The organism is Jeotgalibacillus marinus (assembly GCF_040801915.1).
Classification (GTDB): Bacteria; Bacillota; Bacilli; order Bacillales; family Jeotgalibacillaceae; genus Jeotgalibacillus; species Jeotgalibacillus marinus.
Genome location: NZ_JBFMIA010000025.1, coordinates 1 through 23,432 on the forward strand (window position 1 = coordinate 1; position 23,432 = coordinate 23,432).

The following is a 23,432-nucleotide window of genomic DNA, read 5'->3' on the forward strand; positions in this document are numbered from 1 at the left end:
ACAATCTCCATTAGTTGAATTATTTTTTTGGCTCATTAACTATCCTCCTTTCTTTAAAATTTTCTTACCCTCTCCCCTCTATAGTATTCTGCATACGGCATTCGTGTATAAGCGTATATAAGGTCATATAAAAGGTTTTTATAACAAAAATGGAGTGAAGTAATTAGTAGAAGTGACCATCCTTGATTCGAGTCAACGCTCTGGTTTCTTTTTTCTATTTACTCATGAACTTCTTTCCTATTTTTAACGATGTCAATATAACTGATAACATAAGAATCAAGTGTAAAAGCGCATAGACTTTACACTCGATTTTTTTGTGTTATGGTCAAAGCATTTTAACGCCCAGATCAAAACCTTTTTGCACACTTTTTGCAAACTTTTATAGTATTCTTGCTGTTATTAAATAAAAAAGGAGACTTGCTAATAGTAAATAGACAATTGATTACATTAGATTTTTTATTGATGAACTTACTTACAGAAGACAAGTTAAAACAGGAGTGAAGGATTTGAAAAAATATCTTGTAATAGCAGCACTAGGAATGATAATAGTGCTTTCTGCATGCAGCCAGGACGAAGAAGATACAGCAGATAATCAGAACGTCAATGAACAACAGCCATCAGGAGTAACTGGGGAATCGATTGCAGCAGATGACTTTTTTGAACCGTTTGATGGGAAGATTGATCATATTCACGGACTTGGATATGCCGGAGATCAAGGTGTTCCCTTTTTCGCTGCTCATGACGGCTTAAAAGTGTACGAAAATGGAAAGTGGTACAAGACGAAGAAAGAAAATAATGATTATATGGGATTTAATGTGACAGCAGATGGCTTTTATACTAGTGGACATCCCGGTACAGATTCTCAGCTACCCAATCCTTTTGGAATCAAAAAAAGCACAGATAATGGGCAAACACTTGAAAATCTTGCTCTAGAAGGAGAAGTCGACTTTCATTTGATGGGAGTGGGCTATGAAGAACCTACGATTTTTGTTATGAATCCTCAAAAGAGCGCAACAATGGAAGCTGATAAATTTTATGTAAGTGAAAATGATGCGGAAAATTGGAAAGAGGCGGCTGCAAACGGTTTAGAAGACGATCTGCTAAGCATTTCTGTTCATCCTGAGGATGGAAATATAATTGCTGCAGCAGGACAAAATGGGATCTATCTTTCTTATGATCAGGGTGAAAACTTTGAACTAATTACAAGTGGAATGCAGGGAACAGCTGTATTTTTCACAAAAGATGCTCTCATTTACGGTGCTTATGATGGAAATCCCTCGTTAATAAGGCACCCTTTGAGTGATAAATCAGAAGAAGAAATTCCTCTTCCGGAGATGGACCAAGACGGAGTGCTGTATTTTGCACAACATCCAAAAGACGAGAAAGAAATGACTTTTACCTCTTTTAACGGCAATATATATCAAACAAAAGATAATGCGGAGAATTGGGATCTTCTAGTGGAAACAGGAGAAATTAAATAGAAAAGATTTCTCAAACATAATAAGCTAAGTGTTGTCCTTTTAAGAAAATAGATATCGGCAAACAAAAAGGAGTATGGCGAAGGCTATACTCCTTTTCTATTATTATTTATTATAGCCCTAGCCATTTACCCTGACTACAGATTTCTGTAGACTGTGCCAATAGGTCATCACTAACGAAAAAATGCGGTCGAAGGTAAGTCGGCCGCATCATAGTGTTATATATATTTAAGATCATATTACTCCGGTTTATTGTTCGCATTTGGATCTGGGGTGAAGTTCGGCTTGAAGCCGTCATATTTGATCATATTCACCATTCCGGTACTTGCATGGTGTAAGTCATGACAGTGGAAAAGCCAGTTTCCTGGATTATCAGCTTTAAAGGCAACAACGTATTCATCACCTGGTTTTAAGTTGATTGTATCCTTTATGATCGGTGAGCCTTCTATTGGTTTACCGTTTTCACTTAGAACCTGGAAGAAGTGCCCGTGTAAATGCATTGGATGATCATCCATCATTGAATTGTTGACCAGTTTTACTTTGACAAGATCTCCTTCTTTGACAGCAATATTTTCTGTGTCAGGGAAGATTTCATTGTTAATCGTATAGACCATATTTTTGTCCTGCATAGCTGTATTAAGATCCATGGTGTATTCTACATCATAGTCCTGATCGAGAGTGAATTCCCCTTCTTTGAAACCGCCATAATTAGTAAATGTGAATTCAGGTAATTCTTCATCTTGGTTGGACTTATCTTTTAATTCAGATACACCTTCATATTGAATAGTTGTTTTCATGCCAACGGTACCATCCATATTCCCATGACCCTCAATATACCATTCCCCAGGATTATCGGCAGTGAATTCAACGTCATAACGTTCACCCGGGGCAATGGAAATAACTTGATCCTTCAGCTCCTGAGGTTCATTTAGTTCCTGTCCATCAATCGCAGCCACTTTGAAATCGTGGCCGTGCAAGTGAATTTCATGTGACATATACCCTACATTCACAAGGCGGATTCTAACTATTTCCTCTTCTTTAACGATTAAAGGGTCAATGCTGTTACTGCTTTTACCATTCATTGTAAAAATATCGTAGGCACTCATATCATGGCCCATACCTTGCATATCGTCCATACCGCCCATGCTACCATGATCCATGCCTTCCATATTGGAATCTTCCTCATCGGGATTGCTCATCCATTCGTCAAGCATCAACGTATAATCACGGTCATATGCTTTTTCCTTCGGTTCAACAATGAACGCACCATAGAGACCTTTATCCATTTGTTCAACTGCATTTTGATGCGTATGGTACATATACGTACCAGGGTCATTTGGGGTAAATTCATAAGTGAATGTCTCACTTGGCTGAACAGCATTCTGTGTTACTCCCGGTATACCGTCCATATCATTTGGAACTTTGATTCCATGCCAGTGAATGGTGACAGGTACGAGAAGTTCATTTTTTAGGTTGATTTTAACCTTTTCTCCTTCCTTTACGCGAATTTGAGAACCAGGTACAGAGCCGTTAAATGTAAGAGCATTTACACTTACTTCATCATTTAACTGATGATTTGCTTCTGTTGCGACAATATTAAATTCATTTCCTGTCAGTGTTTCAAAGCTTGTAGTCTGTATACCACCAACCTCATCCTTTTCTCCCGTGTTTTCAGTTTCTTCTTCCCTTTCCATGCTCTCATCGTTCATATCGCTGTTTGAGGAACATGCCGCGAGAAGTAGGATGGCAAAAGATAAAATCACAACGAGTTTTAGTTTCATAATTAGTACCTCCTGTCATTTTTCAATACACATCACATCATAGTAAAAAAAATTGCAGAAAATATGATGGAATATATTAATAACAACGGTTTATACAACATTTACATAAACATTGCAGTTAGGAAGAATCTTTCAAAATGAAAAGACGCTAAGATAAATCCATAAATGGAGACGATGCCATTGATTCAATAATGAAGGGACTTTACATAGGCAACGTGAAAATGAATATTTTTCTTTTAATGATGCTAATGTTAGAAGTATTTACTGGATGCAGTACAGGCACTTCTGAAGGATAGGACTACAACAACGAAAAGGATCTGTTCTAAAATTGAAAATAATGAACAGATGGAAGAAAAAAATAAAAAGAAACCGCAGAACGGAGGAGGTCCAAATGAAATCAACATTGCGGAATAATACATAATACCAATGCCGTTTAAAGGTCAGCAGCTTTTCGATTTTTTGTTTTCACTAAAGTAATCGTTTTTGCACAAATTCTCGATAAATGCACGTTAAACTATTGTTAGTTCTTTAAGTAAAACACTTAAAAAGGGGGAAAGGGAGGATAACGTTCAGACACTCGTTAGGATCATATACAAGGTTTGGGCGCGAATCATGTCAATTGTGTGCTGAAATATGAATCTATTAAATGTATACAGTGAATAAGATGTAGAAATTTAGAAGATAAGGAGAAGCAATTCATGTATGAATTTTATAGCATGATAAGTAATTTTCTTAGCGAGCCATTTATTGAGATAGGATTAAGCACTAAAAACATTCCTATTTTGTCTGCTTTTGTATTAGGAATTGTTGGTGCATTGGTACCGTGCCAATTTACAGGGAATTTGGGAGCAATTTCGGTGTATGGCAATAAATCTGTTCAAAAAAATCTTGCATGGAAAGAAGTCCTATTTTTTACTTTAGGAAAAATAGTGGTTTTTTCTGGGTTTGGTTTATTGGTTTGGTTGTTGGGAAGTAAAGTAGAACAGTCTTTAACAGTCTACTTTCCGCTGTTAAGAAGGATTATAGGTCCGATGTTTGTTGTGATAGGACTCTTTTTGCTTGGTATTATTAAATTTAATAAAACGATTTCATTAGGCAGCATTCCTAAAAGGTTTCAAAATAAAGGGAATTTAGGGGCTTTTTTTATGGGAGTTAGTTTTACTCTCGGTTTTTGTCCAACTATGTTTGTGTTATTTTTCGTCACATTAATGCCTATGGCCATGTCAGTCAGCTACGGTGCCATTCTTCCAGTCATTTTTGCAATTGGAACTTCATTGCCGTTACTCATAGCTATTTTTCTCATATGGTATTTTGATCTAGGCGGTGCGCTTATGAAGAAGAAAGGGCGAAAGCTTGGATCGATTGTTCAAAAAGTAACAGGTGCTATTATGTTATTTTTAGGGGTTCTTGACACAATCACTTACTGGAGCATTTAGTTTGTTGATGATTATTTTATTCAATTAAATTAAGTTTTCATCATTTTGAACAGTCAGTAAACATAAAAACCAGCATTAACGCGGTAATTAAGGAAAAAACAGGCTGTCGAGACTTTCTCAACAGCCTGTTTTTTGCAATGAGACTTTAGATACAAAAGAGCGCAATTTTTTATTTAGAGTTACTAATTTACTGAGAATACAGTTCTAATATTTTTTGTATGGGTAATTTATTCGTATTACTCATATCAATAAAATAGGGTAATTGCCATTTTTGAGTTTTTATCGCTTGTTTGCTAGCTGGACTATCCCAACTAGGATAAACCCTTATTGCCATTTTCCCTTTTGTAGTACTCGTTTTAAGAATATTTTGTTTGGCAAGAATTTCTTTCGGGAAAATAAATTGCCCAAACTCATTATTGCTCATAGCGGTATTAATAACCAATAAATCAGGTGCCTTTTCATATGAAAAGGGTTGATTTTTATTATTTTCGTCTTTTTCCCAAAAGGCAACAAACTGCCCGACTTTATTAGATGTTTTTTTTGCGACTCTAAATCGAACTGACCTAGAAGCTAATTGAAATGTACCAGCGCCGTAATTAGAATTTTGTTTTTCTTCTTGAATCGATTTTAAAGTTAATTGATTAGGTTCATAAACTATTTTGTTTACATGAGTTAACGCTCTAAAAAACTTATTCACTTCTCCACTCCTTGTTTTTCTTACTAAATATATATTAGTTTCTATTTTCCAGCGTCAAATTCGCCTCAACCATCTGTCGCTTTAATGGACAAGCAAGTAAAGGGAGACTTCTGGTTTACATTATAATAAGGTTTGATTCTATAAACATGAAAACACTTATCAAAAACGATTGTTTTTGATAAGTGTAACTATCTCATTTTTATAATCGTAGAACCCTTGATACGCCTTTATTAAAACTACTATCAAAATCAAATTAACAATAATATTATCACAATTAACGGGGGATACGATGAATCATTACACTTATGGATATGCAAGAATTAGTACCAAGCATCAAGATTTAATGCGACAGTTAGATCTTTTGCGCGAATACAACTGCACTGAAATACTAACCGAGAAAATTTCAGGTACAAAACAGAATAGACCCGAACTTATTTGTTTAAAGGACAAGGTAAGACCAGGAGGTGTAATCGTTGTAGAGAGTTTTTCGAGACTAGGTCGAAGTACAAAAGACTTAATCGAGTTAGTTGAATACTTTGAAAGTAAAAAAGTGAAATTGATTAGTATAAAGGAGAATTTCGATACGAACACACTTCAAGGGAAACTGATGCTTACTGTCTTTCAAGCATTCAGCCAATTTGAAGAGATTTAATTGCACAACGAACAAATGAAGGGTTAGAGAGTGCAAGGTCCAGAGGAAGAAATGGTGGTCGTCCAAGAGTACAAGAAAAAAAGCTCTAAATCTCTATCATTCTAAAGAATATAGTATAAGTGAGATTGTAGAAATGACCGTAATAAGCCAAGCAACATTGTATCGTTACATACGAAAAAATAGTCAGAGCTAAGAAGACCATTCCAGAATTTTTTAGAAAATACTAAGAAAATCAAAATGTGGCTGTGAATAGAAAATTACAACATGAAGATCGTAAGTTTAGAAAAGACAGTGTACGATATTCTCAGTCAATTGCAAAGCAAGCCTGATATGAGGAATTGTTTTTTTCGATCTAAAACTAATTACTTATATTAGTAATTATCCTGCAGACTAGAGCAGATACCCTGTAACTAGGCCTTATACGTATGCAACAACGTGAAGGGATTGAACTGGCTAAGAAAGAAGGGAAATTTAAAGGTCGGTTAAAAAAATATCATAAAAATCACGCAGGAATGAGTTATGCAGTAAAGTTATATAAAGAAGGAAATATGACTGTTCAAATATGTGAAATTACAAATGTGTCTAGGGCTTCATTATGTAGAAAGTTATCAGAAGGGAACAAATAGTTCTTCCTATTCCATTAAAGGGACAGATTATTGAATAACAAAAGTAGGTAAAGATGATGAAATTAGGAATATATTGTGAAGTAAGAGTTATAATTCAATTTATGAACATACATAAGGAGGTGAGGTCAAAGTGGTACATCAAATGGGTTTATATAGTGAATATTTTAATGCTGTTAAAAAGGGGAAAAAGAAAGTTGAGGTTCGTCTGAACGATGAAAAAAGAAGGAAAATCAAGGTTGGTGATACCATCGAATTTATTAAGGTCCATGAACAAGATGATACATTACAAGTTCAAGTAACCCAGCTTAGAAGTTACGATACATTTCAAGCTATGTATGAAGATATTCCTTTTAAAGACTTCGATTGTGAAGGTTGGACAATGAAAGAAATGATAGATGGAACATATGAGATATATACTCCAGAACAAGAAAAGGAATGGGGAACATTAGCTATTACAATCAAGTATTAAGGCCCTATTGCTTTAATAACGGGGGCGATGATTAAACATCCCAATATTTTTTAGAAATCATTGTCAGATAAATTTTAAAATAATTGGTATTAAGTTGAAGGACAGTTTAGTGGAGGAAGGAAATGGAGGATTGTTATGATAAAGAATAAATTAAAAGGGGGAATTGTCCTAGGTTCATTATTAAGTATAGTTGGATTTATATTGCTATTTTTCAGCGTTAATTTCGGAATATCCATTTCAGAATATTGGCTAAGCAAACGAGGCTCGGTTGAAACTTCAATATATTTAAAAGTAATAGAAGGACATACAAATAATTTTTTAGCTGCTGGAAGCATACTTTTTGGGGTTGGAGTAATTACTCTTGTCTTAACTTACTATATGATGCTCAATATAAAGGAGTAAATTACAATATATATTTATTAAAGTAAAGGGCGCTTTTATGAAGTAACTGGCCTAATTTCTCGCTTACAATACCAAGAAATTAGGTCTTTTTATATTTGCATTTCCTAAACGTTGTAACTCCGCATTTTCCTGACGCTACCCCATTATGATTTCCTGGTTGAAATAAAGAAGGGAGTCTCAAGAAAAAGAATCTTGAGATTCCCTTTTTATTGAGGAGAGGTCGAGTCCAACGTACAAGTTTTTTGTTTTCAGGATAGGTACTACCCGCGGTCTTATAAATAACTGGGGGGTTCATTGGTGTTCGCAGGAATCTCCCACTTTCAAGGTAGCTAAGTGGTGAGTAGTTCGCTTATTTAGGAAGTACACCTGTAACAATAACCATACTAAATCTGATACTAATAAGGCTACCGAACTTTGTGGAGTAAGGGGCCATTTAATTTATCCATAATCTATTCCTTTTCAGTCCACTTATAGCCGATCCCCCAAACTGTGAGTAAGTAATCATCAGCTGGAAAACCTGCTTTACGAAGCTTTTCTCGTAAATTCCGTACATGAGAGTCGATCGTCCGATCTTCTATGGAAACACCATAGCCCCAAACAGAAGAAATCAAATGTTCCCTTGAAAATACTTTGTTTTGGTTGTTTAAAAACAACTCCATCATAGCAAATTCTTTTGGTGTTAGAAGGATTTTTTCATTTTGAAATAAGAGCTCAAATGAATCCATCTTCAAATTTAGTCCATGAAATGAAATCGTTTCAGCTTCAGTTTGCCCTCTTCGAAGAACAGCTTCAATCCTGGCAACTAATTCTTCGTCATCAAACGGTTTTAAAATATAATCATCAGCGCCAATATTTAAACCTTTTACAATGTCGGGCTTTTCGCTTCTCGCAGTAAGCATGATGATAGGTGTTTCCCAGTACTTTTTAATTTCTCTGCATGCTTCCCAACCGTTCATCTCTGGCATCATAACATCTAATAGAATAAGATCCGCAGGGTTAGATTCCAAGTATTCCAAGGCATCGATTGCTGAACTGGCTTTAATGCATTTGTATCCCAATGGAGATAAATAGAGGGAGAGTAAATCTAGCATTCTTTGCTCATCATCTACTAATAAAATGGTTTTCATCTTTTTTCTTCTCCCTTAAATGTTAATTCGAATTCGGTTCCTTTATTTTCTTCGCTTTTCACCTTAATCGTACCACCATGAGCGTGAACCAACTCTTTGACAATTGCAAGACCCATCCCTGACCCTCCTAATGTCCTTGTACGAGATTTTTCAACTCGATAAAAACGATTAAAAATATAAGGAATGTCTTTTTTGGGTATTCCTTTTCCATTATCTTTAATGGTTATTTGAACATCTTGGTTGCTGTTTCTCATTACAGTAAGGATAGTTTTAGCCCCTGAAGAAGAGTACTTAATGGAATTATCCAATAAGTTAAAAATAATTTGCTCGAGCCTCAAGGGATCAGCCTTTATAAATAAATCGTCAGGACATCTCACTACTAAGCTTATGTTTTTTTCCTGATAAGCAGGAGAGAATTTCTGTTCAATTTTCAACATAAAATTGGATAAATCTATGAGCCTTTTTTGTATGACAAATGAGTTTTTATCAATTTTCGCCAGGTCAAACAAATCTGTAACCAAATCTGAAAGACGATTGGTTTCTTCTAGGATTATGCTTACATATTTTTCTCGTTCTTCAATAGAAAGATTTCTCCTATGAATTATATTCGTATAACCTTTTATGTAGGTCAGTGGGGTGCGAAGTTCATGGGAAATACTTGCTAGAAAATCATTTCGTTCTTGTTTTAAATAACTTAAGTCGTTTGCCAATAACTGAATAGATTTTGCTAAATCACCGAGTTCATCCTTTCTGATTTTAGGCAGAGAGACAGAGAAGTCCCCTTTACTTATTTTTGAGGTTGCCTCTTTCATTTTTATTAACGGTTTTGCGAGCGCTTTAGATAAGAAGATAATAATAATAAAGGTCAAAAATACGGCAATTAAACCTGCTAATAGAAAGTGTTCATTTAACCGATCAATTAAAGAATGAATGGATTCTGTATTCTGAAACATAAACACATGACCGGCAGGCTCGCCATTAATTTCTAACAGGCTAACAGTCGATATATATGATTCTTCCTTCCAATTATCTTCCACTACTTGTCCTTTTCTAGGAATACTTGAAAATGATCTTTCAATATATTGTGTAATATACTCGATAGGGACTGAAGAATCGAGGACTTGCCCTTTTATATCAGTGACCACTACGTCAGTATTAGCTTCAGACTCCATTAATGTAACATGTGATATGGTGTCAGAATCCAGACTTTTTTCCAGAATTGATCTATGAGAATTTCCTCTTGCTTGTAAGGCCAAAAGCTCTTCCTCTATTCGTGACTCTACAATGTTAGAATGTAAAAAGGAAAACATAAAAGTTTCAAGACCAAATATTATTAGAAAAAAAAGGGCTCCTAGTTTTATTGATAGTTTTTTCATATAAAATCACTCTTTTCCTGTTCATTCTCTCCTATTATTATATTTAAAAAATTTGAAGATTCTATGTAGACGAGCATTTAATTATGAAAAGAATAATTTTTGAGGAAAGGTCCAACAGAGAACGACCGTTCAGGAAAATGGTTTAAGTTAAGAATCCAAATGGGTTATAGGTATCCACGGTGTAAGAAAGGAGTAAGAGATGAATATGGAAATTATACAATTTAAAGATTCTAATATTAAAGAAATCGTTTCATTATTCTATGAAACAGTACACTCAGTAAATGCTCAAGATTATTCACGAGCACAACTATATGCATGGGCATCCGAAGAAGAGAAAGATACTAAAATACAAATTTGGAAAGAATCTTTGAATCAAAATATCGCTTATGTTGCTAAAATAAAAGATAAAGTTGTTGGTTTTAGCGACTTAACACATAGTGGACATCTAGATAGACTTTATGTTCATAAAGATTATCAGGGAAAAGGGATAGCTTCAGCTCTAGTTGATATGCTTGAATCAGAAGCAGAAAAATGTAAAGTTTTAGAAATTGATACTGAAGCGAGTATTACGGCCAAGCCATTTTTTGAACGTCGAGGGTACAAAGTTGTTTGCACACAAACTATAGAACGAAAAGGTGTTAAATTTACTAATTATCAAATGGTTAAAAAGATAACATTTTAATTATGTTGTTCCTAAGGATTCGCTTTCGTTTAGAAGTTACAGGGGGAATAGATAACTATTCAGGTAAAGCCTAGATTGTTTTATAGGAGTAAGGAAAAAGACCGACCTTTTAGAATAATATCCAAGTTTTAGAGATTTATTTTGAAGTTTTTTTACCAAAATCACTTCTCATAAATTATCTTTTTCTCCATTTTTTTAAAATAAATTAAAGTTGCTAACCCCCCACTTAGCTCACTTAAGTTTTCGTGATTTGGATATACGTAAAATATCAGTTATATGAAAATAAAGACATAAATAGTATCCTTGGATATAATAACTTATATACTATAGCTCATAGGGAGTGATTCTTTTGCAAGAAGAAATGCTTCAAACAGTAAAAAATTTCTTAATTGACAAAGGATTAAATCCATCGTTTATTATCATTTTCGGATCATATTCAAAAGGGTCTACACACAAGGAAAGTGACCTTGATGTAGCCTTTTATAGTAAAGATCAATCACCCACAACCTATCACATATTTTTGATAGCCCAAGAACTAGCGAATATACTGAAAATTGAGGTTGATTTGATTAATATCCGGGAAGTATCAACCGTATTCCAAGCTCAGATATTTTCTAACGGCACTGCTATTTATTCTAATGATGAAACATTGAGAATGAATATTCAAATGACTGCACTTAGTATGTACACTAAATTAAACGAAGAACGAATAAATATCTTGAACAATATAGGTGAAAGTGGGTCGATTCATGAAAAATGACGTCATTTTAAACAAAATTAGTGTGATTGAACGCTGCTTAATGAGGGTTGAAGATGTATACGAAAACAACCCATTAAACTTAAAAGACTATACTAAACAAGATTCGATCATCTTAAATATCCACAGAGCATGTGAAGCATCGATCGATTTAGCTATGCACATCGTTGCTGAAGAGCGTTTAGGATTACCACAAAGCAGTAGAGATGCGTTTGATATGCTTCGGTCGCATTCCATTATTGATGAAAATTGTGCTAACCGATTAAAATCAATGGTTGGATTTAGGAATATTGCTGTGCATGATTACCAGACTATCAATACAGAAATTTTAAAGCAAATCGTTGATAAGCACCTTGGTGATTTTACTTCTTACACTAAACAAATTCTTAAGTACTAATCTCTTTAAATATAGTTTAGTCAAAAGAAGCGCCTTTCTTCACGAAAAGCGCTTCTTGTATTTTATATTGTACTGTCTGTTTCAACACTTGAAAATACGACATGTGTGACTGTTTCAGCTATAGGTGAAATACTGTCAATAAACTCTTCTACCTTAGAGAGTTTTTCGAAATGTAGTTTCAATATAAAACATGCATTCCCAGCTATACGGTAACAAAACTCTACATTTGACATTTGTTTTATATGACGTTTAAAGAGGTTGTACTCACCATTTTTAATTGTTGCCTCTACGATACAGCTCACAGGATAACCGGCTTTTTCGTGATCAATGTTTAATGTGTAGCCTTTAATAACTCCGAAAGATTCCATTTGTTTTACACGTTCATTCACAGCTGGAGATGACATGTTTATTCTCTTGCCTAGTTCTCTCATAGACATTCGACTATTTTGATTAAGTTCATTTAGAATTCGCTTATCAATTTGATCAATTTTCATTTATAAAGTATTTCTCCTTATTGATTTTATTATTTAATTTATCATCGAAAATAACCTTAATTATGATATGTGAAAAACTTTTTCTGTTTTTTATAATTATGACAAGGAGGGATGATGATGGCAAGGATTAATGATTCAACAGTAGGTAGTACACCTTTTCAGAGAGTATTAGGACATAACGTAAAAATATTGGAGTCATGGAACCAATTAGGGGAGACTTTTGAAACAAGTTGTTCACTATCCAATCATTTAAAAGAGCAAGTAAGAAGAACATTAGCTCAGAAAAACGGTTGTGAGTATTGTAAGGAAAAAGGGAAGCCAGATCCTTTAACTTTTGATGAAAGAACCGCATTGGCTGTAGGATTTGCAGAAGCTTTCTTGAAACTAAGAGGGAATATGCCAGATCCCCTTTTTGATGTACTGAAGAATACATTTAGTGAAAAAGAGATAAGTGAATTGTGTGCTTATATCTGTTTTATTTCTGCCTCTCAATATTTTGGTGCGTTGATAGATTTAAAACAGGTCAATGAAGATGCGATATCAGTAAATAAATTAGAGTAAAAAGCTGTGTGATTGGCTTCATTCTTCTTAGAAAGATTTTTGGAGACTCCAATATGAAAGCTAAATTGACTAAAAAATAATCTCATTAAGGGGAGGGAGAAGGACGCCCCTTGATGAGATTATTTTTAGGTTTTAACACCGACAACGAAGGAAAAGCTGTAATAAATCAACAACCAACCTACTTTAGGACGAGCGGACACCTTCTAATTGGTTCATCTGGTGTTATTCATTCTAAAAATTTATTGCATTCTAAAAAATTAGAACATATAATTATTTTATATCATTTTATCTTTTTAAATAAGGGGCGATTCATTTGAATTTTGAAGTAAAAAAAACATTGGACATCAATTTAGAACAGCAAAAACTAATATCAACTCCGTTGAGGTCTACAATCATTTACCTATTAGCAGAACGACCAATGACAGCAAAGCAAGTAGCAGATGAAATGGGAAAAACAGCTGGCAGTATACATTACCACATCCAGCAACTTTATAAGGGGGGGATTTTAGACATTGAAAAAATACAAGAAAATAGGGGCATTATTGAGAAATACTACCGTTCGAAAGCTATAAATTTTCAATTGAAAGGGGTATCTGATATTGGGACACACTCACGAGGAAGTAATTTGTCATTAACAGATGATGAGTTGAAAGAATTTGAGGATGAATTGGATACTTTATTTTTAAAATTCATACAAAAAACGGTGAAAAATGAAAAAAACCGTACGTCCTATGAAATTAATTGCTTATTTAAAAAGCTGAATGGGGAATAGTGAGGGGGGAAAGTAAATGGTAGGTGCGATTAAAAAGAATTTAGTCTTGTTTCTTTTAAGTAAAACTGTAGCTGTACTCGGTTCAAATATTTATGGCTTCGCAATAAGTTGGTATATTTTAGCTGAAACGGGTTCAGCCTTAAATTTTGGAGTTGCGTTGCTGTTAAGCACCTTGCCACGTGTTTTGCTTTCCCCCATTGCCGGGACATTAAGTGATAGGTGGAATCGGAAAAGAATCATTATTACTTCCGACTTTGCTTGTGCCATTTGGCTAGCTATAGTCTTGCTTTTGTTTTCCTTTGTTAATCAAGAAATTTGGCTATTATATTTAGCTACTGTCGTCCTTAGTATACTTAATACGTTTTATTCCTCAGCCGTTACGTCCGCTATTTATAACATGGTGGGCCCAAATTATCTCCAAAAAGCCATGTCTTTAAATCAAGGAGTAGTCTCGTTATCAGGTGTTTTAGCTCCTGCGCTAGCAGGTATCTTTTTTGTGATCTTTCCTATCACAACCTTCATGATTATTAACATCATTGCTTTTATCATTTCAGGCATTGCTAGCATTCTCATTAATTACGAATTATTTGCAGAGAAGAAAGAAAAGAAGCAAGAAACTAGCATATTTGCTGATCTAAAATTTGGCTTGTTTTATGTTAAAACTCAGCCTCTACTTCTGCACCTAATTGTCATTTTCTTTTTTATTAACTTTTGGTTCTCTGTTTACCCGGTTACAATACCTTATCTAGTGACAACGATTCGGGGAATGGAAGAATTCCATTTAGGTTTCATTAATTCAACTTTCGCAGCCGGAATGATGTTAATGGCGATTATTTTTTCAGCTAGAGCCGAAGTAAAAAGGACAGAATTAGCACTTTTTGGTGGTGTAGGTTCTTTAGCTATTGTTCTTATTTTAATTGGGCTTCCTAGTTTCCCAAGCATGATTCAGGTTTCAAATATGATTATTCTACCTTATTTAATGTTGATGGTTCTGATTCTTTCTTCTAGTATAATGATCATTAATTTGCCAATCCAGGTGCTCATACAAAAAAGTACACCGGATGATTATCGTGGAAGGGTCATGTCACTGATTGAAACTGGAACAAGTGCAATGGTGCCGTTAGGTTACTTGATTTTTGGAGTATTACTCGAAATAATTCCAGCATGGATCCTCCTTGGCATTTGTGGTGTTAGTATCATTTCGTTCATCGTTTATCATATTAGAAATAAGGTCGTCATCCAGTTATTAAGGGAAGCCGATCAAACGAAAAACCGAGTTTTGGAAGGTGAGAGTGTCGTAAACAAAAGCGAAGTGCTCTGAGCTCGAACCTACTTATTACTATACTTTACGATTAAGAGGCTGTTATGATCATGTTTATAATGAAAATGGATAGTATTCCATCTCCTTAGAACCTAAAAATAAGAAAGGACAATCCCATCGTCAGTAATTAAGAACTGAACCGGGATCGTCTCTTTATTATCCAAAAATAGCTCTTGTCATTAAAAACAGGACGGATGGAACCATTAAGCAACCGAGACCTGTATAAAATGTTGCTGTGACCGCTCCATAGGGCACTAATTTCGGATCTGTTGCAGCCAGCCCCCCGGCAACACCGCTTGTTGTTCCCATCAACCCCCCGTAAACCATGGCTGATCGAGGGTTATTTAAACCAATATACTTAGCAACAAACGGGGTACCGATCATTGTTAAGATCGATTTTACAAGACCTGCTGCGATACTGATCGTAATCACTTCGGAACTCGCGCCAATTGCAGCGCCTGTTACAGGACCGACAATATACGTTGCTGTGCCACCACCGATCGTTGTGAGACTAACCGCATCTGTATAACCGAAAGAGAGTGCAACGGCGACACCGACAACATAAGATAATAAGACACCTATAAACAGTGCTGAAACACCGCTCATACCGGCTTTTTTAATTTCATCGAAACTGGCGCCGAACGCTGTAGCGACAATCGCAAAATCACGAAGCATGCCGCCGCCCATTAAACCAATTCCAGCAAAGATACTAATATCAGATAGTCCTTTTTCACCGCCTGTCAGCACGCCCCCTAAATAGGCTAGTACCAATCCGAGAATAATAGCAATGGCTGACCCGTGGATTCGTCCTCTTGTTAATTTATCGGATAGTTTGTACGCAATGTACATCGTAATTCCTATGATGGCGAAGGAAACAATAAGAGGATTGTCTGTAAAAACGTTACTTAATGTTTCGAACATTTTTATTTTCTCCCCCTATGAACGTGTTTTCTTCTACCGTTTCCTCTGTCTGAAGTCCACCTTTACTTAAAAGAGGAACAAACAGCCAGCCAATCAAAGCAGCTGCAACACCAGCCATAATAGCGAGCGGTCCGCCGTCTAGTGCACCTGCTACATTTTGATTAGCTGACATCGCAATGACGATTGGAATGTACATCGCACTCCAAAAACCGAGACCATCTTGAGCAGGCAAACTAAGTTTTCCACGTTTTTTTAAGTAATCAACGATGAGAACGAGCATAATCATCGCTATACCTACGCCCCCTACATTTGCTTCAACACCAAGAAAGAGACCTAATATTTCACCAAAAAAAATACCGATCAGCATACAAATTGCCAGTAACGCTACCCCGAAAATGACCATGATAACACCTCAATGTTTTTTAGTAAGAAAGCGTGCGGCCGTGAAAACAAGGAACCAGATCAAAAAAGTAAGCGTTTACAAATAATAAAATATACAGTCGACTGTATTTTAGGATAAGGTAAAAAGAAAAAAAATGCAAACATTATTTACAATCTTCTGAAAACATTGAATGATTGTTGATTTGTTTGTATAATAACAATCGACAGTCGACTATATTTTAATTTCAGGGGGGCTGCAAAATAAAAACAAAATTTATAAATAATGCATTATCTACTTTAATCGCAGAACATATCACTGAAAAAATTATTACCGGTGAACTCAAGCCAGGTGAAAAATTAGTGGAACACAGCTTTGCGGAGGAATACGGCACGAGCAGGGCCCCCGTTCGTGAAGCGATATATTTACTTGCGGTTGAAGGCCTGATTGAAAGAATTCCGCGAAAGGCAGCGGTGGTAAAAAAATATACCGAAAATGAAATATACGATCTTCTTGAAATTCGGAATATGCTAGAAAGTATGGCGATGGATCGAATGAAGAAGAATGGGACCGATCAAGGTTTGTTAAAAGAGATGAATCAACTCCTTAAACAAATGAAAAAAGTTGAGGATGTCTATTCCTATACTAAGTTGAATCACTCTTTTCATATGTGCCTTATTAAGATGAGCAAAAGTGAAACGATTAAAAGTATGTACTCGCGCCTTGGTTGGCCGTTGTTAAGAATTCAAAGTCTCTCTTTTTCTAACGAAGGAAATATCGAAAAATCCATTGCAGAACATGAAATCATCATCGAATTGTTGGTGGAAAAAAAATTAACCCAATTATCAATTTTTCTATTAAAACACAATAAAGACGTGATCTCTAGCGTCCAAAAAAAGCTTCGTTCATAGTTTACAAAATTAAAGGAGATGAACATCGTGAAGCTTGCTTTTTTGTTTCCTGGGCAAGGTTCCCAGAAGCCAGCACTTCTGAATGATCTGTCTACATGTACAGCAGTGGAAAATGTGCTGGAGACAGCAACTGCCTCACTAAATGAAAGCGTGTTCAATTTCCATTCAAAGGAATCACTGGCTTCAACTAAAGCAGTGCAGCTTTCTCTTCTAACTGCAGGGGTAGCTACTTTTAAAGCCTTTGAAATGGAAGGAGTGACGCCCGATTTTGTTGCGGGTCATTCTGTCGGTGCGTTTAGCGCTGCAGTGGCAGCTGGTGTCATTGAATTTAAAGACGCGTTGAAAATCGTCAAGTTACGTGGAGAGTTAATGGAACAGGCATACCCAGAAGGATACGGCATGGGCGTTGTACTTGGGATTGAAAGAAATAAATTACAGTCACTTATTGCTGATCACTTTGATGCAAAATATCCAGTATATATGGCGAATCAAAATGCACCGGATCAACTAACGATCTCGGGTGCTTTGCCTGGGATACAAGAGGTCATAGATGATGCACGGGAAAAAGGTGCACGTTCCTCTTCCATGCTCAATGTTCGTACACCATCACATTGCCCGCTTCTTGCATCTGTTTCACATGATTTGACTGAAGCGCTTCATGATATTACCATTCACCGCCCTGTTATTCCTTACGCAGGAAATCGAAAGGCACGCCTATTATATGATCCGATCGACATTCGACTGGATCTTGCTGAAAGTGTGTCTTCTGCCGTTCAATGGCATGATGCTTCTACGGTTTTGTATGAAAAAGGAGCGAGACTGTTTATTGAAATGCCTCCGGGAACAGTCTTATCACGCTTAGCAGCTAAGGCATTTCCAGATGCTAGAGTTTTATCTGTCGAAGAGAGTGGCTTTGATGATTGTCAGTTTGTAGCAATGCGTGAACGATTGAAATGATGAAAGGGGAATGAGCGATGGAAACGACGAAACAAGTAGTCAATCAAAGGAAAACATGGACGACAAGACTCGATGCGAAAAAGAAGCGAATGGATAGCGTCAAACATCTGGTCGATGGGATGTTGATTCCGACCGAACACATTGTAGATGCAATGGAAAAGCTAATCAGACCGGGCGATCGTGTTGTGCTAGAAGGAAACAATCAAAAGCAAGCTTCGTTTCTATCAGAAGCACTTGCACAGACAAATCCTAAAAATTTGTTTGATTTGCACATGATTATTTCGAGTATCTCTAGACCAGAACATCTTGATTTGTTCGAACGGGGTATTGCCAAGAAAGTAGATTTTTCTTACGCAGGTCCCCAAAGTCTCCGGATGGCGCAAATGCTTGAAGATAAGCAATTGACGATGGGTGAGATTCATACGTACATTGAATTGTATGGACGTCTTTTCATCGACTTGATTCCATCTGTTGCGCTTGTCGCAGCGGATAAAGCGGATAGAGACGGAAATTTGTATACAGGGCCGAATACGGAAGAAACACCGACACTTGTTGAAGCTGCCGCATTTCGTGATGGCATTGTCATCGTGCAGGTGAATGAATTAACGGATGAACTGCCGCGTGTCGATATCCCCGGTTCGTGGATTGACTATATTGTTGTTGCTGATAAATCTTATCAGCTTGAACCATTATTTACACGCGATCCAAGGCACATTACCGATATTCAAATTTTGCAGGCAATGATGGTTATTCGCGGTATTTATGAAAAGCACCAAGTACAGTCGTTGAATCATGGGATCGGGTACAACACAGCGGCAATTGAATTACTGCTACCGACATACGCTGAGTCACTTGGTCTAAAAGGGAAAATTTGCAGACACTGGGCGTTAAATCCTCACCCGACACTTATTCCGGCGATTGAGAGCGGTTGGATCGACAGTGTCCATTGTTTTGGAGGAGAGGTAGGCATGGAGAACTATATAGCCGCTCGCCGTGATGTGTTTTTCACTGGACGTGATGGCAGTTTACGCTCGAATCGAACGCTTTCTCAAATGGCTGGACAATATGCGGTTGATTTATTTATCGGTTCCACTTTACAAATGGATCTAGATGGAAATTCCTCTACCGTAACGCGCGGCAGACTGGCTGGCTATGGTGGAGCACCTAATATGGGGCATAATCCCGGTGGACGTCGTCATTCAACACCGGCTTGGTTAAATATGATGACGTCAGAAGATCCGTTAGCTCGCGGAAAAAAACTAGTTGTGCAAGTGGTAGAGACATTTCAAGCTGGAAATAAGCCTGTTTTTGTCGAGTCCCTAGATGCGATTGACGTGAAAAAAGATTCGGCACTTGCCACAGCACCGGTCATGATTTACGGAGATGATGTCACGCATGTTGTTACAGAAGAAGGAATTGCCTATTTGTACAAAGCTGACAGCATGGAAAAACGCCGAGAAGCCATTGCGGCGGTAGCTGGTGTGACACCCGTCGGATTGAGACATGATTCGAAAAAAACAGATGACTTGCGGCGTGAAGGATTGGTTGCCCTTCCGGAAGATTTACATATTCTTAGGGCAGATGCGAAACGGTCACTATTGGCTGCAAAAAATGTAGAGGAAATTGTCGAGTGGTCAGATGGATTATATGAACCGCCGGTGAAATTCAGGAGCTGGTAAATCGGAGGAGCAAAATGAACAACGACAAGCAAACTTTCAGTCTCACAGCCGCTAAAGTAGCTAAACGCTCTTTAATAGAAGAAGTAGAACTGACACCGAAGCCAGGTCTTGTTGACAGAAGTAATACGGGGGCACACCAAGATTTAACCCTTCAATTAATGACAACATCAGCGGAAGCGCTAACAGATACATTTGAAAAAATAGCATTCATTAGCTACGACTGCAGCCCTTCATCATCTTTAAGAGAAGAAATTGCCGCGATTGGTCGGGATGGAGAAAAAAGAATGTTTGAAGTAACTGGTGGAGTGAATACGCATAAAGGGGCTATTTGGGCGATTGGCCTGCTCGTCTCAGCTGCCTCAATGGGAAAAGGCATGTATACCGTAGAAGAAAACGTTACACTAGCCGGTGAATTAGCCCGTTTGCCTGATCGATATTGTCCGGCTACTAAGACAAACGGGGGTAACGTGACTGCAAAATACGGTGTAGGAGGAGCGAGAGGCGAAGCACAGCAAGGATTTCCGCATATTACACAGTGTTCTCTCCCTATGTTAAAGCGTTCAAGAGCAGACGGTTTGACAGAAGAAAAAGCTAGACTGAATGCGCTTCTTGCATTAATCGCTCATTTGGATGATACGTGCATTTTACATCGTGGCGGTCCTGAGGCACTATCGTTTGCCAAAAAGCAGGCTGCTCTCTTTTTAACCAATGGCAAAATTGATTATCTAAATACGCTAGATGAGGATTTTACAAGAAGAAATATTTCTCCAGGAGGCAGCGCGGATCTGTTAGCTGCTACACTGTTTTTGGATAAAATTCAAACATATAAAACAGAAGATAAAGTACGGAGAGAATATGAATATACCATTTAAACGGGGGTGCTTCATTTGGAACGTATGACATACACGTTTCCTGCGACAAAAAGAATGAACCGATTTGTACACGTAGGGGTTGTCGGATCTGGCGACCTAGAAATTCTGATTGAACCAACTGATCAGTCACATACAGAAGTAACGATTCGAACAGGAGTTACTGGATATAAAAATACGTGGAAATCCGTTGTTCAACGCTTTTTTACACAACATGATGTCGCGGCGAAAGTGAAAATCAATGACTTCGGAGCAACGCCTGGTGTAGTGAAACTCCGTCTTGAACAAGCACTGGAGGTGATCGCGAATGATTCGTACATTAAAAGCTAGTTTTGTAGAAAGTAGTGGACGTGAACGAACTCATGGGATAGTAGACGAGAATACATATAAAGAACTACTTGGCCCGTGGGATAATCTAGAGTCACCTCATCTGGAGACACAGGGGATCGTACCTCAAAGTGATGATGGAGTGATTGTAGCAAAGGGGACAATAGACGAACAACCAGCAGTGGTGATATCGATTGAGGGGAATTACCAAGGTGGGGGGATTGGTGAAGTATCCGGTGCGAAAATCGCTGGAGGCTTGGAAATGGCGCTAAAAGATTGTGAAGCGGGTGTAAAAACGATTCCTGTGTTGGTGTTTGATACAGGTGGCGTTAGACTACAAGAAGCTAATTATGGTCTACTTTCCATCGCTGAAATCTGTGCAGCGATTGTGGCACTTAAACGTTATGTCCCTGTTATAGCCGTCATTCCGGGGAAAATCGGAGCCTTTGGAGGAATGTCCATTACTGCAGGTCTGTGCAGCGCAATCATAATGACGCGTGAAGGACGTCTTGGACTAAACGGACCAGAAGTAATCGAATATGAAGCGGGTATTCGTGAATTTGATTCGAAAGACAGACCACTCATCTGGGGAACGATTGGTGGAGAACAACGGACAGGATCTGGTTTTGCGGATCTGTTAATTGAAGATGATACAGAAGCGATCAAAGAAACGATCACTTCGATTATAAAGGACGATTCAAATCTTGTTCATAGAACAGAGCAAGTAGAGAGGTACGAAGCCTTTTTACATTTAATCGATCCCAAGCATCGATTGTCGTCTGATAAGGTCCGGTTATTATGGGACCAGTCTGAACATGCAATGGTGGAGTCAAAGTCGACTATCTTAGAAGGTGACCAAACCATAGGCCGGGGGAAAAGATGGTTTGATTTACTACGTGGCGACGCTTTAGAAATAGGCGATGTACCGTCTGTTCGGGTAGCAGACAGTATGATTGGGGAAAAGAAGGTTCGCTTGATTGCTGTCGTTCCAGACGCTCAAAATCGTTTTCCGCGTGCAAGAAAAGGAGAAGTTGGTCTACAGGAAGGTTGGTCCATCGCCAAACATGTCCAAGAAGTCATCAAAGCAGATAAAAATAGCAAAAAGCGTGCGATTGTTGCAATCGTTGATGTGCCGAGTCAAGCTTATGGTTATCATGAAGAACTACTCGGAATTCATCAGGCTTGTGCCGCAGCGGTTGACGCTTATGCTTCGGCAAGATTAAATGGTCATCCGGTCATTTCATTCATACCTGGAAATGCGATTTCCGGTGCCTTTTTGTCACATGGGATGCAGGCGAATCGATTGATTGCACTTCGCGATGATGGCGTGAATGTACACGTCATGTCCAAGCAAGCGGCTGCTCGGATTACACAGAGAAGTCTTGAAGAATTGGAAGAAGCAACAAAAAAAGTATCGGCAATGGCGTATGATATCGAGTCATTCAAACAACTAGGTGCTCTATTTTCCTTAGTAGATGTAGTAGAAGCGGACACTCCATGTGAAAAAGACCGTGCTGTCATTTATCAAGAGATCGAACGTGCCATTGAAGATGTATGGATGGATCGTTCAAGTGATTTAAGTGTACGGTTAACGTCCTCTTTTGCTCAGTCTGGCAGAGCAGCATCCATTTTGGTGAGAGAAAAGTTAAATGAACAATGGAACTAAATCCGCATGACTTGCTGGAAATTGAAAGTGTAGCAAATTTGATCAGTTATTCACCAATGCCAGAATGGGTGGAAAGGTCAATCGCCAAAGCTCCTTTTGTAGTGGTGAGGCGTGCCCGTGCAAGAGAAGAGCTTGTGGCGGTGGGTATTCGCGGTTCGAGCAGAAATGAGCGGTTCGCCGCCTTTTTGCCAGTTGACCAGATTGTGAGACGGATTACGCCCGAACAGCTAGCGAAAAACAAGAAGTGGAACGAACATGTGAACGAAATGTTTGGTTGTCTGGAACGGGTCAGCCATTTAATGAATTTCCATGAACTTAAATGGGGACCTGTGGGAAGTGTTGGATTTGAGCTGGCGAGCGGGATCAAAACGGTTACGAAGACAAGCGATCTTGATCTTGTAATTCGCTTTTCAGAAAGAGTCACGATTAGATTTGCTAGACAACTAGAAGCAGAATTGAAAAAAATCCAAACACGTGTTGACGTTCAAATAGAAACGATGCAAGGCTCCTTTTCATTAAGTGAATACGCTATTTCTGGAGAACAACCGATACTTCTTCGAACCGTAGATGGACCTATGTTAAAGGAGATTCGTTGGCAGTACACTGTAGGAATGCAGAAAAAAGAATGGGTTTGAATTCTTTCTTTAAAACTATCAATTAAATTGAATAACATGTAGGGCTGGTAGTATTTCTAT

General features: G+C 37.5%; 24 protein-coding genes and 2 pseudogenes. 19 read left to right on the forward strand and 7 right to left on the reverse strand.

All coding sequences use genetic code 11. The features are described 5' to 3' along the window. Positions 1–497: 497 nt before the first annotated feature. Positions 498–1,481 (forward strand): F510_1955 family glycosylhydrolase, encoded by a 984-nt coding sequence (locus tag AB1471_RS15340; protein WP_367780642.1) that lies wholly within the window; start codon positions 498–500, stop codon positions 1,479–1,481. A gap of 236 nt (positions 1,482–1,717) precedes the next feature. Here AB1471_RS15340 and AB1471_RS15345 read toward each other — a convergent pair whose 3' ends face one another. Then, positions 1,718–3,259 carry a multicopper oxidase family protein gene (locus AB1471_RS15345; RefSeq protein ID WP_367780643.1) on the reverse strand — a complete coding sequence of 514 codons (1,542 nt, stop codon included), beginning with the start codon at positions 3,257–3,259 and terminating at the stop codon, positions 1,718–1,720. A gap of 698 nt (positions 3,260–3,957) precedes the next feature. Between AB1471_RS15345 and AB1471_RS15350 the strand changes: the two genes are divergently transcribed. Continuing rightward, positions 3,958–4,695 (forward strand): urease accessory protein UreH domain-containing protein, encoded by a 738-nt coding sequence (locus tag AB1471_RS15350; RefSeq protein ID WP_367780644.1) that lies wholly within the window; start codon positions 3,958–3,960, stop codon positions 4,693–4,695. A gap of 187 nt (positions 4,696–4,882) precedes the next feature. Here the strand turns inward: AB1471_RS15350 and AB1471_RS15355 are convergent, their stop codons facing one another. Further along, positions 4,883–5,392, reverse strand: coding sequence for a MepB family protein (locus AB1471_RS15355; RefSeq protein ID WP_367780645.1), 510 nt, complete (start codon positions 5,390–5,392; stop codon positions 4,883–4,885). Between the two features lie 289 nt (positions 5,393–5,681). On the opposite strand from AB1471_RS15355, the pseudogene AB1471_RS15360 reads away from it, so the two are divergent. The 4 genes and pseudogenes from AB1471_RS15360 to AB1471_RS15375 all read left to right on the forward strand — a co-directional run bounded on the left by AB1471_RS15360 (position 5,682) and on the right by AB1471_RS15375 (position 7,541). Further along, positions 5,682–6,419: pseudogene (locus tag AB1471_RS15360) on the forward strand (recombinase family protein). Positions 6,420–6,460: 41 nt separating this feature from the next. After that, positions 6,461–6,670: pseudogene (locus AB1471_RS15365) on the forward strand (helix-turn-helix domain-containing protein); the annotation flags it as partial. A gap of 130 nt (positions 6,671–6,800) precedes the next feature. Further along, positions 6,801–7,139 (forward strand): ASCH domain-containing protein, encoded by a 339-nt coding sequence (locus tag AB1471_RS15370; protein ID WP_367780646.1) that lies wholly within the window; start codon positions 6,801–6,803, stop codon positions 7,137–7,139. 135 nt (positions 7,140–7,274) lie between these two features. Further along, the gene (locus tag AB1471_RS15375) at positions 7,275–7,541 is read left to right on the forward strand and encodes a hypothetical protein (RefSeq protein ID WP_367780647.1); all 267 of its coding nucleotides are present in this window, start codon (positions 7,275–7,277) and stop codon (positions 7,539–7,541) included. A gap of 449 nt (positions 7,542–7,990) precedes the next feature. Here AB1471_RS15375 and AB1471_RS15380 read toward each other — a convergent pair whose 3' ends face one another. Then, positions 7,991–8,668 (reverse strand): response regulator transcription factor, encoded by a 678-nt coding sequence (locus AB1471_RS15380; RefSeq protein WP_367780648.1) that lies wholly within the window; start codon positions 8,666–8,668, stop codon positions 7,991–7,993. Then, positions 8,665–10,044, reverse strand: coding sequence for a sensor histidine kinase (locus tag AB1471_RS15385; RefSeq protein ID WP_367780649.1), 1,380 nt, complete (start codon positions 10,042–10,044; stop codon positions 8,665–8,667). Before AB1471_RS15385 ends, AB1471_RS15380 begins: the two co-directional genes overlap by 4 nt. 205 nt (positions 10,045–10,249) lie before the next feature. Between AB1471_RS15385 and AB1471_RS15390 the strand changes: the two genes are divergently transcribed. The 3 genes from AB1471_RS15390 (at position 10,250) to hepT (ending at position 11,880) form a co-directional block, all read left to right on the forward strand. Next, on the forward strand, positions 10,250–10,726 hold the full coding sequence (locus AB1471_RS15390) for a GNAT family N-acetyltransferase (protein WP_367780672.1): 477 nt from the start codon (positions 10,250–10,252) through the stop codon (positions 10,724–10,726). Between the two features lie 340 nt (positions 10,727–11,066). Further along, complete coding sequence (mntA, locus tag AB1471_RS15395; RefSeq protein WP_367780650.1) at positions 11,067–11,486, forward strand: type VII toxin-antitoxin system MntA family adenylyltransferase antitoxin; 420 nt, start codon at positions 11,067–11,069, stop codon at positions 11,484–11,486. After that, the gene (hepT, locus tag AB1471_RS15400; protein ID WP_367780651.1) at positions 11,476–11,880 is read left to right on the forward strand and encodes a type VII toxin-antitoxin system HepT family RNase toxin; all 405 of its coding nucleotides are present in this window, start codon (positions 11,476–11,478) and stop codon (positions 11,878–11,880) included. Before mntA ends, hepT begins: the two co-directional genes overlap by 11 nt. A gap of 62 nt (positions 11,881–11,942) precedes the next feature. On the opposite strand, the gene AB1471_RS15405 is transcribed toward hepT, so the two are convergent. Then, positions 11,943–12,374, reverse strand: coding sequence for an Lrp/AsnC family transcriptional regulator (locus AB1471_RS15405; protein ID WP_367780652.1), 432 nt, complete (start codon positions 12,372–12,374; stop codon positions 11,943–11,945). Between the two features lie 117 nt (positions 12,375–12,491). Between AB1471_RS15405 and AB1471_RS15410 the strand changes: the two genes are divergently transcribed. The 3 genes from AB1471_RS15410 to AB1471_RS15420 all read left to right on the forward strand — a co-directional run bounded on the left by AB1471_RS15410 (position 12,492) and on the right by AB1471_RS15420 (position 15,028). After that, the gene (locus AB1471_RS15410) at positions 12,492–12,935 is read left to right on the forward strand and encodes a carboxymuconolactone decarboxylase family protein (RefSeq protein ID WP_367780653.1); all 444 of its coding nucleotides are present in this window, start codon (positions 12,492–12,494) and stop codon (positions 12,933–12,935) included. Positions 12,936–13,248: 313 nt separating this feature from the next. After that, the gene (locus AB1471_RS15415) at positions 13,249–13,707 is read left to right on the forward strand and encodes an ArsR/SmtB family transcription factor (protein ID WP_367780654.1); all 459 of its coding nucleotides are present in this window, start codon (positions 13,249–13,251) and stop codon (positions 13,705–13,707) included. A 16-nt stretch (positions 13,708–13,723) separates the two neighbouring features. Beyond that, positions 13,724–15,028 (forward strand): MFS transporter, encoded by a 1,305-nt coding sequence (locus AB1471_RS15420; RefSeq protein ID WP_367780655.1) that lies wholly within the window; start codon positions 13,724–13,726, stop codon positions 15,026–15,028. Between the two features lie 156 nt (positions 15,029–15,184). On the opposite strand, the gene madM is transcribed toward AB1471_RS15420, so the two are convergent. Both madM and madL read right to left on the reverse strand, forming a co-directional pair. After that, a complete protein-coding gene (gene madM, locus AB1471_RS15425; RefSeq protein ID WP_367780656.1) occupies positions 15,185–15,949 on the reverse strand; it encodes a malonate transporter subunit MadM in 765 nt (254 codons plus the stop codon). Continuing rightward, positions 15,930–16,352: a malonate transporter subunit MadL gene (madL, locus tag AB1471_RS15430; protein ID WP_367780657.1), complete on the reverse strand. Its 423-nt coding sequence runs from the start codon at positions 16,350–16,352 to the stop codon at positions 15,930–15,932. Before madL ends, madM begins: the two co-directional genes overlap by 20 nt. 290 nt (positions 16,353–16,642) lie before the next feature. Between madL and AB1471_RS15435 the strand changes: the two genes are divergently transcribed. From AB1471_RS15435 to AB1471_RS15465, 7 genes are read left to right on the forward strand one after another with little or no spacing between them, the layout of a single operon-like run. Further along, positions 16,643–17,239 carry a GntR family transcriptional regulator gene (locus tag AB1471_RS15435; protein ID WP_367780673.1) on the forward strand — a complete coding sequence of 199 codons (597 nt, stop codon included), beginning with the start codon at positions 16,643–16,645 and terminating at the stop codon, positions 17,237–17,239. 18 nt (positions 17,240–17,257) lie between these two features. Then, positions 17,258–18,196, forward strand: coding sequence for a malonate decarboxylase subunit epsilon (gene mdcH, locus AB1471_RS15440; RefSeq protein ID WP_367780658.1), 939 nt, complete (start codon positions 17,258–17,260; stop codon positions 18,194–18,196). A gap of 17 nt (positions 18,197–18,213) precedes the next feature. After that, entirely contained in the window at positions 18,214–19,875 is a 1,662-nt protein-coding gene (gene mdcA, locus AB1471_RS15445; protein ID WP_367780659.1) for a malonate decarboxylase subunit alpha, read from the forward strand. Positions 19,876–19,889: 14 nt separating this feature from the next. Continuing rightward, entirely contained in the window at positions 19,890–20,747 is an 858-nt protein-coding gene (locus tag AB1471_RS15450) for a triphosphoribosyl-dephospho-CoA synthase (protein ID WP_367780660.1), read from the forward strand. Between the two features lie 15 nt (positions 20,748–20,762). Continuing rightward, positions 20,763–21,074 carry a malonate decarboxylase subunit delta gene (locus tag AB1471_RS15455; protein WP_367780661.1) on the forward strand — a complete coding sequence of 104 codons (312 nt, stop codon included), beginning with the start codon at positions 20,763–20,765 and terminating at the stop codon, positions 21,072–21,074. After that, a complete protein-coding gene (gene mdcD, locus AB1471_RS15460) occupies positions 21,052–22,737 on the forward strand; it encodes a biotin-independent malonate decarboxylase subunit beta (protein WP_367780662.1) in 1,686 nt (561 codons plus the stop codon). Before AB1471_RS15455 ends, mdcD begins: the two co-directional genes overlap by 23 nt. Continuing rightward, a complete protein-coding gene (locus tag AB1471_RS15465) occupies positions 22,728–23,372 on the forward strand; it encodes a malonate decarboxylase holo-ACP synthase (RefSeq protein WP_367780663.1) in 645 nt (214 codons plus the stop codon). Before mdcD ends, AB1471_RS15465 begins: the two co-directional genes overlap by 10 nt. Positions 23,373–23,432: the final 60 nt, after the last annotated feature.